This is a genomic window from Ruegeria sp. AU67, from assembly GCF_900312795.1.
GTDB lineage: Bacteria > Pseudomonadota > Alphaproteobacteria > Rhodobacterales > Rhodobacteraceae > Ruegeria > Ruegeria atlantica.
Window position 1 is genome coordinate 126,623 of sequence record NZ_OMPH01000018.1, and the last position, 14,259, is coordinate 140,881.

At 56.5% G+C, this 14,259-nt stretch carries 11 protein-coding genes; 2 read left to right on the forward strand and 9 right to left on the reverse strand.

Annotated elements, in window-relative coordinates:
- Positions 1–71: 71 nt before the first annotated feature.
- The 9 genes from DK510_RS07610 to DK510_RS07650 form a co-directional block, all read right to left on the reverse strand.
- Positions 72–527, reverse strand: coding sequence for a cytochrome c-type biogenesis protein (locus DK510_RS07610; RefSeq protein WP_058271538.1), 456 nt, complete (start codon positions 525–527; stop codon positions 72–74).
- Positions 524–2,488: a heme lyase CcmF/NrfE family subunit gene (locus DK510_RS07615; protein WP_109311670.1), complete on the reverse strand. Its 1,965-nt coding sequence runs from the start codon at positions 2,486–2,488 to the stop codon at positions 524–526. The genes DK510_RS07610 and DK510_RS07615 overlap by 4 nt, the downstream gene beginning before the upstream one ends.
- Before the next feature lie 74 nt (positions 2,489–2,562).
- Positions 2,563–3,141: a holin family protein gene (locus DK510_RS07620; RefSeq protein ID WP_109311575.1), complete on the reverse strand. Its 579-nt coding sequence runs from the start codon at positions 3,139–3,141 to the stop codon at positions 2,563–2,565.
- Positions 3,132–3,743, reverse strand: coding sequence for a holin-associated N-acetylmuramidase (locus DK510_RS07625; RefSeq protein ID WP_109311576.1), 612 nt, complete (start codon positions 3,741–3,743; stop codon positions 3,132–3,134). Before DK510_RS07625 ends, DK510_RS07620 begins: the two co-directional genes overlap by 10 nt.
- Positions 3,744–3,867: 124 nt before the next feature.
- Complete coding sequence (gene ccmE, locus DK510_RS07630) at positions 3,868–4,314, reverse strand: cytochrome c maturation protein CcmE (RefSeq protein ID WP_108858699.1); 447 nt, start codon at positions 4,312–4,314, stop codon at positions 3,868–3,870.
- Between the two features lie 7 nt (positions 4,315–4,321).
- Positions 4,322–5,350: an N-acetyl-gamma-glutamyl-phosphate reductase gene (argC, locus tag DK510_RS07635; protein ID WP_109311577.1), complete on the reverse strand. Its 1,029-nt coding sequence runs from the start codon at positions 5,348–5,350 to the stop codon at positions 4,322–4,324.
- Between the two features lie 94 nt (positions 5,351–5,444).
- A complete protein-coding gene (murI, locus tag DK510_RS07640) occupies positions 5,445–6,254 on the reverse strand; it encodes a glutamate racemase (RefSeq protein ID WP_109311578.1) in 810 nt (269 codons plus the stop codon).
- A gap of 8 nt (positions 6,255–6,262) precedes the next feature.
- Positions 6,263–7,141, reverse strand: a complete 879-nt coding sequence (locus DK510_RS07645; protein WP_109311579.1) for a lysophospholipid acyltransferase family protein — start codon at positions 7,139–7,141, stop codon at positions 6,263–6,265.
- An 80-nt stretch (positions 7,142–7,221) separates the two neighbouring features.
- Positions 7,222–10,641: an indolepyruvate ferredoxin oxidoreductase family protein gene (locus DK510_RS07650; RefSeq protein WP_109311580.1), complete on the reverse strand. Its 3,420-nt coding sequence runs from the start codon at positions 10,639–10,641 to the stop codon at positions 7,222–7,224.
- 171 nt (positions 10,642–10,812) lie between these two features.
- Here DK510_RS07650 and DK510_RS07655 point away from each other — a divergent pair, with 171 nt between their 5' ends.
- Both DK510_RS07655 and DK510_RS07660 read left to right on the forward strand, forming a co-directional pair.
- Positions 10,813–11,718 carry a LysR family transcriptional regulator gene (locus DK510_RS07655; RefSeq protein WP_058271530.1) on the forward strand — a complete coding sequence of 302 codons (906 nt, stop codon included), beginning with the start codon at positions 10,813–10,815 and terminating at the stop codon, positions 11,716–11,718.
- 277 nt (positions 11,719–11,995) lie between these two features.
- Complete coding sequence (locus DK510_RS07660; RefSeq protein ID WP_109311581.1) at positions 11,996–14,245, forward strand: mechanosensitive ion channel family protein; 2,250 nt, start codon at positions 11,996–11,998, stop codon at positions 14,243–14,245.
- Positions 14,246–14,259: the final 14 nt, after the last annotated feature.

Genomic DNA, 14,259 nt, shown 5'->3' on the forward strand with positions numbered 1-14,259 from the left:
TCCTCTCCCCATGCTCACGGCATTTGGGAACCCTGACTCAATTCAAGACGAAGGGAAAGAAATACGGTGGGTCAGTCGTCAAGAATCTGGCGCAGTCGTTCTTTCTCAGCTTCGCTGAGGCCGTCCTTGACTTCAGTGCCCACCGCCTGAGATCGGTTGCGTAAAAAACTCCAGCCTATCACGGCGGCGATCAACAGCATGATCGGACCGGCCAGCCAAAGCATCAGGTTCGCCCCCGTAACCGTAGGCTTTAACAGAACGTATTCACCGTAACGATCCACGATAAAATCGACCGCTTCCTCATCCGTATCGCCCGCGACCAGCCGTTCGCGCAGCAGCAGGCGCAGGTCGCGAGCAAGTTCGGCATTGCTTTCGTCGATGCTTTCGTTGCGGCAGACAAGGCACCGCAGGCCGGTGCTCAGGTCACGCGCGCGTTGCTCCAGGACCGGGTCCTCCAGTACCTCGTCTGGCTGCACCGCAAACAAGGGCGATGCGATCAGGGCGAAAATCAGGATCAGACGCTTCATTCCGCCGGTACTCCGCCCGAGGGTGCTTTGCGCGCACCCGCTGCCACCCGGAACCTGCGGTCAGTCAAGCTCAGAAGCCCGCCTAATGCCATCAGGATACATCCGCCCCAGATCCAGTTGGCCAGAGGTTTGATGTAAGTCCGCATGACCCAACCACCATCGGCTTGCTGGTCCCCTATCACGACATAGAGGTCGCCCCAAAAGCGATAGTCGATCGCCGCCTCGGTAGTAGGCATCCGGGCAACGGGGTAATTGCGTTTCTCGGGATGTAGCGTGCCCATAGACCGACCGCTCTTTTCAACCTGAACATCCGCAGTGGTTGAAAAATAGTTCGGCCCTTGCACGTCGCGGACATTTTCAAGCGTCAGTGTGAACTGCCCAACTTCAAACGGCTGACCGGGCTGCGCAACGCGGATATCTTCAACCTCCCACGCGGTCAGACCGGCAATGGCAAAGATGGTCACGCCAAGCCCGGTATGAGCCACAGCTTTACCCCAGTCCGCGCCAGGTAAGCGGAACAGACGTTGGATACTGCCCTTGCGACCGGTGCGGCTCCACAAGTCCACAGCCGCACCTAAAGTGATCCAGGCCCCAAGAAACAGTCCGATTGGCCCAAGGGCGCTGCGCCCGGTCTGCATAACCCAGACCAACAGGGCCAACGCGACCGACAAGATGAACACATAGCGCAGGGAATAGGCCGTCTTGCCCAATTTGCCCCGTTTCCATGGCAACATGGACCCTATCGGCAAAGCAATTCCCAAGGCCACCATGAAGGGCGTGAAGGCCGCGTTGAAGAATGGCGCCCCGACCGAGAGCTTACGGTCAAACGCCATCTCGGCCACCATCGGCCACATCGTTCCGAAGAATACCACGAAACAGCTGACCGCCAGCAGGATGTTATTTAGAATCAACGCGCTTTCGCGGCTGACCACGCTGAACACACCCTTTGCCTCCATCGCTTGTGCGCGGGCCGCGAACAGGGTCAATGCGCCACCGATGAAGAGCACCAGAATGATCAGGATAAAGACGCCGCGTTCCGGGTCATTTGCAAAGGCATGCACAGAAGTCAGCAAGCCCGACCGCACGATGAATGTCCCGATCAGCGAAAAGCCAAATGCGATGATGGCCAACAGGATGGTCCAGCTTTTCAACGCTTCGCGTTTTTCAACTACGATGGCGGAATGCAACAGGGCAGCGGCCAAAAGCCATGGCATGAACGAGGCGTTTTCCACCGGGTCCCAGAACCAGAAACCACCCCAACCCAGCTCGTAATAGGCCCACCATGATCCCAGAGCGATGCCAATGGTCAGGAATATCCACGCGGCCAAGGTCCACGGACGCACCCAGCGGCCCCATGCGGCATCAACGCGCCCTTCAATCAGGGCCGCCACAGCAAAACTGAATGCCATGCTAAGCCCCACATAACCCAGATAAAGGAACGGCGGATGGAAAGCCAAACCGGGATCCTGCAACAACGGGTTCAGGTCGCGACCGTCAAACGGGGCAACGATCAGCCGATCAAAGGGGTTCGAGGTAAACAGGATGAACGCAAAAAACGCCACCGCAATCATCGATTGAACCGAAAGAACGCGCGCCTTCAACGTTGGCGGCAGGCCACCTCCGAAAAACGCAGCCATCGCTCCGAACAATGACACGATAAGAACCCACAACAGCATTGAGCCCTCGTGGTTTCCCCATGTCCCGCTGATCTTGTACAGCATCGGCTTGGCCGAATGGCTGTTCTCGACGACCACACGCAGGGAAAAGTCCGAAGTCACGAACGCCCAGACCAAGGCTCCGAACGAGAAAGAAACCAGCAAGAACTGGAGGATTGCGGCGGGTTCCGCGACCCCCATCCAGCCGACCCAGCGTTTGGCTGCGCCGATCAAGGGAACGATCGACTGCACGATTGCGACGAGGAAGGCGAGGATCAGGGCGAAATGGCCAAGTTCTGTAATCATGCCCCGGATATAATCCTGTTGCGTGACAAGCACCAATCACTTTCGCCCTCTTGCCGCGAACATAGTGTCGCGGGTCAGCCGGTCCTTTTACGCCGCCATGTCTCTAACGCTGGGTTTTCGTCGGATTTTATTGTGTCTGCTGTCAGTGCCGCGTCCGGGTCGGCATTGGCCACACCCACGCTGTCGCTACGCATCGACGCCAGCGCCTTTATGTTCCCAAGTACCTGCGGAGTGCGCATCATTGTGGCGGAAATTTCGCATTGCAATTCTTGCACCTTGGCCTGATGCCGCGCGCCGAAATAAATGGACACAATCACCCCCAGCAACCACCACAACGGCTCGGGTACCAAGGCGCTCCCCTGCTTACGCGCCGAAAACCAGATCGGATCGACCATGGCCGCCACGAAAAGACCAAGCGTTCCCAGTGCCATCGCGGGCCTCGGCAGGCGGTTAAGACCGTCGATAACCCGATCAAACGGAGCTTTTCCAGCGCCATGGAATTCCGCCCCGAACTGACTGACGGCTTGCTGTCGAACCTGCAAACCCCTCTCGGCGCCGCTTTCGGCATTTTCCCGAAAGACTTCGACGGTTTCACGTATGATGTTGCGCTCGTTTCCAAACTGAAAACCCAAAATACCCGAGATCAATCCCATCGTGAAACCCTCTTTTGAAACTCTGCATCCGTTAGGTGGTAGGGCGGTGAAACAAACTCTTCCGCCCGCCGGATCCAGCCCCCTTTACCGCCCGCCCTGCTACGCGCGTATTTTCGGGACGCGGGCCTTCGATCCGCGAGACGGAAGTAATAGTTGCGACGCGCGACCCCATAGGCATCTGCGAACGTAACCGGGTCAGACTTGGCCGCGCTTTGGCATGCCCGAGCTGTCTGTGGCCCGACAACACCGTCAACGACTACGTCGAATCCCATTTCGCGCAACAATCGCTGCAGAATCCGGACTGCCTGCGCACCAGCATTGACGTACATGTCAAACACCGAGGGTTGAACCACCTTGGGCAACAGCCTCAGGCGCGGAAGCTCAAAATAATACCGGACGAAAATGTCGGTGGCCTGTGCTTTGCTGAGCCTTCGCACATCCGTTCGGTCCACCACTCCATCACCGGACAAATCCAGACCCAGACGCCGCATGGCATGAACCGTCACACCATAGTTTGTTGCGCCGCCCGGATCATCCGGATCATCTACGAACCCACCCTCTCGCCCCACGATCTCAGTCGCAATTTGCCGAACTGTCTGCATCGCACCCTCCGCCTGTGATTGCGCAAAGGCTCGGGCAAATTCGTTAACACGTGGCAATTAAAAAGGGAGCAGAGTGTCATGTGCACGCAACGCCCTTGTTTTCAAACTAGAATTCGGTCCTGGATCAGCCTCCGTCGACCTCCTTATAGACACCCTGTTCCTTCAAGGCATCTACGACCTCTTTCGGCATGTAGGTTTCATCGTGTTTGGCAAGAATTTCAGTGGCTTCGAAAACGCCGTTTACGTAAGATCCGGTACCGATCATTCCCTGATTTTCTGTGAACAGGTCCGGCAGAACGCCGGTAAAGGCTACGGGAACACTATCGCCACCATCGGTCACGACGAAGCGTACCGTCTTGCCCTGCCCCCGCACGATCGAGCCTTCTTCGACCAGCCCGCCAATCCGAAATACTTCGGTCGGCTTGGGGGGCTCGGCGATCACCTGGCTGGGTGAACGGAAGAAATTGATGCCGTCCCGCATGGCATACCCAATCAACGCCGTCGACAGCGCCAAAGCGACAGCTGCCAGCACAATAACCTGAATTCGACGACGTTTCTTGAGCGTTTTCATACCGTCCTCACGGGAACAAGGGGGCCATCATAAGGCCCCGGGTTTCATCCTCACCTAACATCAGGTTAGCGTTCTGCAAGGCTTGCCCACTGCTACCTTTTGTCAGGTTATCCAACGCGCCAATCACAATGGCCCGGCGTTCTATCCGATCTGCCGCCACACCGATATGGCAGAAGTTCGATCCCCGCACATGGTGGGTCGAGGGTGCCTCGCCAAAGGGCAGCATCTGGATAAAGGGTTCGTCTACGTAAGCCTTTGCCAGCGCCTCATATACGCTGCTCGGATCACCCTTGACATAAGTCGTTGCCAGAATACCCCGGTTGGCCGGGATCAGGTGTGGTGTGAATTGCACATGAACGGTCCGCCCGGCCAGAGCCGAGAATTCCTGATCAAACTCACCCAGATGTCGATGCGTGCCACCAACCGCATAGGCGTTGTAACCTTCGCTAAGCTCTGCATGCAGCAGGTTTTCCTTCAGCGACCGCCCTGCCCCGGACACAGCGCATTTCAGATCCAACACGATATCGTCCAGATCAATGACGCCGGCCGAAATCAGCGGGCGCAGCACGTACTGACCAGTCGCCGCATTGCAACCGGTTCCGGCCACAAGGCGCGCATTGCGGATCTCATCCCGATAGAACTCGGTCAGGCCATAGACAGCCTCTTCCTGCTGCTCCATTGCCACATGCGGGTTTCCGTACCACTTCTCGTACTCTTCGGGGTCGCGCAGCCTGAAATCCGCAGACAGATCGACGATCTTCAGGGTCTTGGGCAAGTCCCGAATGACCTCTTGGCTGGTTTTATGCGGCAGCGCGCAAAAACACAGGTCGACTTGCGAAAAGTCGATCTCGGAGATTTTGCACAGATCCGGCAAGTCCATGTGCCGCAGATGCGGAAAGACCTGCGCCATCGACTGACCAGCCTTACGCTCGGCTGCCAGCGCGACGATGTCCATATTCGGGTGCTCGGCGATCAGCCGCACCAGTTCAGCGCCGGTATAACCAGATGCGCCCAAAATTGCGATTCTATGGGTCATGTGAGACCTCTTGTTTCAGTGTGTCACAGGATACGATCGCCGGTGTGACGGTCGTTGAACTACGGAATCAAACAGGCTGCGTCCTTGACCTAAGTCAGGCAGCCTCGAAGGTGATTTGTCGTCGGAGGAATTGCGTCGCCCTGTCGCTGACAAACGCGGGCTTGCCGGTGGTTAAAAATCCACCGTCGCCGTTACCTTGCATTTTTGGGTGTCGTTGCAGGTAATCCGCAAGGCTTTCGGCCACCAAATCACCCTGACTGTACACCTGTACATCCGACCCCAGCGCCTTTTGGAAGGTCTCAGCCATCAACGGGTAGTGGGTACAGCCTAGAATCGCGGCTTGCGGTTCCGGCATCTTGCGCCTTAGCGCGTCCACATGGGACCGAACCAGCGCTTCTGCCAGGATCATGTCGCCGTCTTCAATCGCGTCTACGACGCCTCCACAGGCCTGCGCCTCGACATCTACACCGATGGCTCGAAATGCCAATTCCCGCTGAAAGGCCCGACTGGACACTGTGGCGGGCGTTGCGAACAGGGCCACGTGTTTGACGGCGACTTCCCGCGGCGGGCTGTTATCGCCCCATTGCCGTTCCGTCAGCGCTTCGATCAGCGGAACAAACACGCCAAGCACGCGCTTGCCTTCGGGCACCCCCTCTTCCTGCATCCGGCGTAACGCCGCAGCACTAGCAGTATTGCAGGCCAGAATCACCAGGTCACAGCCCCGGTTCCACAGATCGTTTACCGCCCTGCGTGTCAGGTCGTAAATATTTTCAGCGTCCCGCACGCCGTAGGGCGCGTGTTCGCTGTCCGCGAAATACAGAAAATCCACGTCCGGCAGACGTTTCTGCGCGGCGTTCAGGACGGTCAAGCCGCCCAACCCGGAATCAAAGATGCCTACTGCCATTTGCCCCTTCAGGCGCGATGCCGTTCCTCAAATTCATAGCCATAGTCATAAGACTTCAGCGGCTTCGGGGACAGCTCATACGTGGCTTTGCGCAAGAAATCCATCATCTTGCGTTTGTCAGTGGATAACGGGTCCAAAACGTCGCGGGAAATCGGCTCTCCGATGACCACTTTAACCGGCGTATCGACGCGTTTCTTGAACTCTTTGATTAGCAATCCCATACGCAAAGTGTTGTGCAGATGGCTGGCAATCTGGAACAGGCGCGAGGTGTGTCCGTCAAAGAAAACCGGCACGACAGTCGCGTTGGATTTAGCCACCATTCTTGCGGTAAACCCGCGCCAGCCCGGATCCATCGGTTGAGAGAACGGTTTTAAGCCAGTGCTGACCGTTCCACCCGGGAATATCCCAATGGCACCGCCATCACCAAGATAGTTCAGCGCGGTTTTGCGCGTTTCAATATTCTGCTTCATCGCCTCTTTCGTTTCTTCAAACGATATCGGCAAGACAATGTTGTCCAAGTCTTCAGCCTTGCGAAACACATGATTTGCCAGAATGCGAAAATCGCCGCGCGTTTCGGACAAAATGTGACCCATCATCATTCCGTCCAAAATGCCATAGGGATGGTTGGCAATCAGGATTAGCGGCCCGGTTCGGGGGATGTTCGACGACGATCCGCCGACCACGTCCAGCGAAAGCCCGTACCTCTCAACCATGACCGACCAGAAATCACGCCCGTCGGCCACCTCTTTTTCATACCCATCTGCACGCTTGATCAGGCGCATGCGGCCCGTTGTGTTCTCCATCAACTTAATGACCATACGCCCGCCTTTGGTTTCGGCAGAATAGGCATAAGAGATGTCACGAGCTACATGGCGGCGCGAGGGCATTTCGAACTCCGATACTTGGCACCTGCTAGATAGTGCCAAGTAACAATTTTGCCTAGCTATCGTGACAGGCTTGTGACGGATTATTCGGCCGCCGCTTGCATTTCTGGACCGCCATTTTGAATGGTCGCCAACAGTTCTTCGCGCCTTTTTGCGGCCTTAGCCTCGTTTTCAAGTAGAACCGGGCCAAAGCCCTTAATCTCAAGCGGCAGCTTGGCCAAAGCGACAACCGCATCGTGAGTTTGTGGTGTAACCAAGGGCGTTATCTCTTTGAGATCGTGTTCATATTGCCGGATCAAGGCGCGCTCCATCCTTCGCTCGGTGCTGTAGCCAAAGATGTCCAATGGAGTACCACGCAGGCCTTTCAACCTGGAAAGCAGCTTCAACGGACCCAACATCCACTCTCCGAATGTCCGCTTGCGTGGCCGACCCTCTGCGTCCTTGCCACCCAAAATCGGTGGCGCAAGGTGCAGGGTCATTTTGAAGTCGCCGTCAAACTCGGCCGCAGCCTGTTCGCGACTACGCAGCAACAGACGCGCAACTTCGTATTCGTCCTTGTAGGACAACAGCTTATGATACCCTCTTGCGACGGCCTCTTTGACGGATTCATCCTCGAAGCTATCGACAAGCTTACGATAACGTTTTGCCAGACGGGCGCCTTGGTAGTCGGTCAGGTGCTGCACACGGAAATCAATCAGCTGTTCTAAAGTTTTTGGCAGCTCAGTCACCTGAGGGCTCAAAATCGCGGTGACGTCCTGCGGATGCAGAACGGCCCAACGGCCGATATCAAAGGCGCGTTTGTTGCGCTCAACCGCGGTCCCGTTCAATTCGATCGCCTGCAGCATTGCTTCATGGCTAATCGGTAATAGACCACGTTGCCATGCGGCACCCAGGACCATCATGTTCGAATAGATCGAGTCGCCCATAACCGCGCGCGCCAGATCAGTGGCGTCAAATAGCGACAGGCCCTCTTTCAGCCGTGCTTGCAGCGCAAGCTCTAGTCGATCACCGGGGATCTGAAAGTTTGTGTCGCGGGTAAAGTCGCCCGTGACGGTTTCATGGCTGTTAACCATGGCACCGGTTTGACCCGTGCGGGTCAGACCCAGGGTTTTGGCCCCAGCGGACACAACAAGGTCGCCCCCGATCAGCGCATGCGCCTCGCCGGTAGCCACACGAATGGCGCTGATATCTTCGGGTCGGTTGGCCAGACGGCAGTGGATGTGCACTGCGCCACCTTTTTGGGCCAGACCCGCCATCTCCATCATCCCGGCGCCCTTGCCGTCGATCTGAGCCGCTTGCGCCATCACAGCGCCCAGAGTGACCACTCCGGTCCCGCCAATACCGGTAATGACCACGTTATGTGTACCGTTGATCGTCGGCAGAACGGGCATCGGCAAGTCGGGCAAATCGATCTCGGTCGTAGCTTCTTTGCGAATCTTGGCCCCTTCCAACGTCACGAAAGACGGGCAAAACCCTTTCAGGCAAGAGAAATCCTTGTTGCAGCTGGATTGGTCGATAGCGCGCTTGCGCCCCAGTTCAGTCTCCTTCGGAACAATCGAGACGCAGTTCGACTGAACCCCGCAATCGCCGCATCCTTCGCAAATGTCCGAGTTGATGAACACGCGCTTGTCTGGATCCGGGAACGTACCCCGCTTGCGACGACGACGCTTTTCTGCCGCACAGGTCTGAACGTAGACGATGACCGATACACCCTCGATTTCGCGGAATTTCTTCTGCACGTTCATCAGTTCGGCGCGCTCAAAGGTTTCCACGCCTGACGGCATCGCCCTGAAGTTCACGTCTTCTTTTTCATCGTAAACCACAGCCACATGCTGAACGCCCATCGCCTTGACCTCGGCCACGATCCGCTCTGCGCTCAGATCACCTTCGTTATCCTGCCCGCCCGTCATGGCGACGGCATCATTGAACAGGATTTTGAAGGTGATGTTGGTGCCTGCCGACAGCGCCGCTCGGATCGATTGAACGCCCGAGTGGTTGTATGTCCCGTCGCCCAGGTTCTGAAACACGTGATGGGTCGTCGAGAACGGCGCTTCGCCGATCCAGTTTGCACCTTCTCCGCCCATCTGGGTGAACCCGGTGGTTTCCCGATCCATCCACTGCACCATGTAGTGACAGCCGATCCCTGCATAGGCCCGGCTGCCGTCGGGCAGTTTGGTCGAACTGTTATGTGGGCAGCCTGAACAGAAGTACGGCAAACGCGTTGCAATCTCTTCTGCATTATCCGCCCGGCGCGCCTCGGAAAGCTTAGCCATCCCGGCGCGCACCCCGTCAGTATCGCGCCCTTCCTCGATCAGGATATCGCCCAGCTTTTCGGCGATCATGATCGGATCCAGCGCGCCGCGTGTCGGGAACAGCTCTTCCCGATGCAAGGTCCCGGCCCCACCCTTGTACCAGCCGTAGACGCGACGCCCGCGGCGGTCGTCAAAGATGGCCTCTTTGACCTGAACCTCAATCAGCTTTCGTTTTTCTTCAACGATTACAATCAGGTCCAAACCCTCGGCCCAGTCATGGAAGCCTGCCATATCCAGCGGGAATGTCTGACCAATCTTGTAAGTCGTAATGCCTAGGCGCTCGGCCTCGGCCTCATCGATATTCAGTAGTGACATGGCGTGCGTCAGGTCCAGCCAGTTCTTGCCGGCCGCTACAAACCCGATTTTCGCACCCGGCTTACCCCAGACACGCTTGTCCATCTTGTTCGCACGCGAGAACGTCTCGGCCGCGAACCGCTTATAGTCGATGACCCGTGCTTCCTGAAGGTGCGGTGTATCACCCAACCGAATGTTCAAACCACCTTCAGGCATGTCGAATTCGGGAACCACCACATTTATGCGATCCGGGCTGCCATCCACGACCGAAGTAACCTCGATCGTGTCTTTCATCGTCTTCAGGCCTACCCAGACGCCTGCAAACCGGCTGAGTGCGAACCCGTAGATGCCATAGTCCAAGATTTCCTGTACACCAGCGGGGCTAACCACAGGCATGTACATGTCGACCAAAGACCATTCGGATTGATGCAACACGGTCGAGCTTTCGCCGGTATGGTCATCGCCCATTGCCATCAGAACGCCGCCATGTTTGGCGGTTCCGGCCATGTTCGCGTGACGCATCACGTCGCCGGAACGGTCCACTCCCGGACCCTTGCCGTACCAAAGTCCAAAGACGCCGTCGAACTTGCCGTCCCCGCGCAACCCGGCTTGCTGGCTGCCCCATAGTGCCGTGGCGGCCAGATCTTCGTTCAAACCGAACTGAAAGGTCACATCGCTTTCAGCCAGATGTTTTTGGGCTCGCATCATCTGTTGATCTACTGCCCCAAGGGGCGAGCCGCGGTATCCGGTCACAAGACCCGCAGTATTCAGGCCCGCCTCATTGTCCCGTGCCTTCTGCATCAGCATAAGACGCACCAGCGCCTGTGTGCCGTTCAAAAGAACGGGGTTTTTCTCAAGATCGAACCGGTCGTTTAGCGATATTTGTGGCTGACTCATCAGACGCCTCCCCTCGTCAGATCAGTGTGCTTCATTCATACGCATTTTAGGTCAAAAAAGCTGACCTGTATAGGGCCTACCAGTCTGTTATTGTAACGTTTCAACAGTTTGAATGTAGAACTTGTTACCTATTTCATATAGGGCTTCGGAAGGATAACGAAAGTTGCGGCGATGGATTGGGACAAGTTAAGGATATTTCACGCGGTTGCGGATGCGGGCAGCCTGACTCATGCGGGAGACAAGCTGAATCTGTCCCAATCCGCGGTCAGCCGGCAGATCCGCGCGCTTGAAGAGTCGCTTGATTCGACACTTTTTCACCGCCACGCCCGGGGACTGATTCTAACCGAACAGGGTGAGTTGTTGTTCGACGCAACTTCGGCCATGTCGAAACGTCTGGACGCCGCCGCTGCCCGCATTCGCGACAGCGAAGAAGAAGTGTTCGGAGTTCTGCGCGTTACCACCACATTTGGCTTTGGCACACTCTGGCTAGCACCGCGCCTGCCGAAACTATACGAGCAATACCCCGATCTGAACATCGACCTGATGCTGGAGGAGCGTGTCTTGGACCTGCCGATGCGCGAGGCTGATGTAGCCATCCGCATGAAAGAGCCCAGCCAGGCCGATCTGGTGCGAAAACGCCTGATGACCGTGCAGATGCAGCTTTATGCTACGCCGGAATACCTGGAAGAACGCGGCAGCCCGGAAAGTCCCGAAGACATCTCGAAACACAGGTTGATCTGCCAGACACCCTCGGCCCCGCAGGTCGGCGCAAGCGCGATGATGGTTCGGCACCTGATGACCTACAATCCGACCTCGCTGTTGACGGTGAACAACTATTTCGGTGTTTTGCAGGGTGTTTTGCACAACCTTGGCATCGGTGTGTTGCCGGACTACGTGACCCATGACTTTCCGCATCTGCAGTCGATCCTGTCGGATATCGAAACCGCCGATGTCCCGGTTTATCTCGCCTACCCCGAGGAACTGCGCCATTCCAAACGCGTCGCGGCATTCCGCGACTTTGTTCAGGATGAGATCATTGCGCAGCGCAAGCAGTTGAAGCAGATGGGAAAACTGTAGCTATGCGCCAGTAGCATAGCGGCAATGATCTGCGATCAGTCTATAAAACCTTGATAGTACACAAACCGCCCCCTAAATGAGCAATCGAAGGCGGTGATGCTGTAACGCTCATCATCTTCACCTCCCTGTTGGACTACGGCCGAGCTTAGTGCTCGGCCTTTTTTTTGCCCGCAACACTAAATTCATATCTGAAATGGGTGAAACATCTGGGAAAATCCTGCACTTAAGCCTATGATCACGAAAAAATCATCAAGACTTATGGTCGAGGACAGATTCGATGTTTCACCTCACTCGCCTGTTAATGGCGTTCTTCTCCATTGCGCTATTATCTGGGCCAGCACTTGCCCAGGTCACTAGTACCTCTAGTGCACCGGCTACCGTCACAATCCCCGAGGATCTGACGCCCGAACAAGTCGATGACATGGTGGCACGAATGTCCGACGACCAGGTCCGCGCGATCTTGTTGGAGCGTCTGGACGCAGTTGCGGAAAAAAACGCCGCCGAAGCGGAAGAGCGCGAAGACCCAATCACGGAAATCAATGAGATCTGGGCCGAAATGGTGGCGTCGTGGACTCAGGTTATCGTCACGGTCCCGAACATCTTCAGTGCGCAAGCCGACGCTTTCAAAAACTTTTCGGCAACCTTTGGTACGACCGGCGCGTTTACCCTGCTGGGCCTGATCCTCAGTGTACTTGTCGTCGGCTTCCTCGCGGAAAAGCTGTTCGAATTCCTTACTCGCCGGTGGCACGAACATGCTGAAGTTGGGGATGAAAATGACCTTTGGGGCGCCGTCAGGTACCTGTTTCGCCGTTTTTGCCGCGAGATCGCAGGATTGGTCGTGTTCTATGTCGTCATCCGCGCGGTCGGGCGTGGGCTTCTGACTCCGGAACAAATCACCTACGCGGCACCCTTCGTTTTTTACCTGATCTGGATTCCGCGCCTGGGCGCAGCGGCCTCGCGGTTCGTACTTGCACCAAGCAAACCACACTACCGGCTGGTAAACATTGATGATCACTGGGCGAAATACCTACACCGCAACCTGATCGGTCTGCTTATTTTGGTCGGTTTCACGCTGTTCCTGCTTCATTTCAACAGGCTGAACGGCATTACCGGCGGCGAAACACGCATTGGTTTCTGGCTGAACGCAGCGATCCATATCTATATCGGCGTCATCGCCTGGACCGCGCGCGAAGGCCTGTCTCAGATGATGTTGGGTACCGACCCTGATCACTCCAAATTTGATGAGGAAGTCGCCCACTACTACCCCTACTTCGCAATCGGCGTGTCGGCGGTAATCTGGCTGCTGGTCGAGTTTATCGTAGCGCAACGCAATCCTTCGTCCTTGGCGCTGCTGGTCAAGGGGGCGCATTTCACCACCATGGCATGGCTGCTGATCGCACCTGCGTTGGATACGCTGATACGTGGGCTGGTTCGCCATCTGCAACCGCCGATGCTCGGCGAAGGACCGGTGGCCGAGCGCGCATACAAGTCCACTAAACGCAGCTATATCCGGATTGGTCGGGTTTTGGCCGGCATTCTTGTCATCCTGATGATTGCCCGGGCATGGGATCTCGACCTCAGTGAAATCGCGGGTGGTGGGGATGAATCCGGTAGCAAGGTCATCCAGTTCTTCATCATCATTGCTGTTGGCTACATCCTGAACGAGGTCGTTTCGCTTTGGATCAACCGTCGGCTTGCGAAAGAGCAAACTGCGGTTGAACAAAGTGCCGATCAAGAAGCGGGCGAAGGCGGCGGTTCCGGTGGATCACGTCTGGCGACGGTTCTGCCCCTGCTACGTGTGACCGCTCAGGTCGCGATTGCGGTGATCTTTGTCCTGCTCGCGCTTGGCGCGCTGGGTCTGGATATCACGCCGCTGCTTGCTGGTGCCGGTATTCTTGGCCTGGCCATCGGCTTTGGTGCGCAAAAGCTTGTTTCGGACATTGTCGGCGGAATCTTCTTCCTGATCGACGATGCGTTCCGGGTTGGTGAATATGTTGATATCGGCGGCACCATGGGAACGGTCGAAAAGATCTCGATCCGCTCGATGCAATTGCGCCACCACCGCGGTCTGGTTCACACCATCCCCTATGGTGAGATTCAGAAGATCACCAACTTCAGCCGCGACTGGGTCATCATGAAGCTGAAATTCACCGTGCCCTTCGATACCGATCCGAACAAGGTGAAGAAAATCTTCAAGAAGATCGGTGCCGAGATGATGGAGGATGAAGTTCACAAGGACGGCTTCCTGCAGCCCTTCAAATCTCAGGGCGTGTTCGACTTTGACGATGTCGGCATGATCATCCGCGGCAAGTTCATGGCCAAACCGGGTAAGCAGTTCACCCTGCGCAAGGAGATCTTCAACCGGGTCAAGGCCGCCTTTAAGGAAAATGGCATCGACTTTGCCCGTCGCGAAGTTCGTGTCGCCATCCCGGGACTGGATGAAGCTGAAAACCTGACCGAAGAACAAAAAGCAGCAGTTGGCGCTGCGGCTGCAGATGCGTCCAGAAAGGCGCAGAACCCAGCTTAACGATAATGGATCAT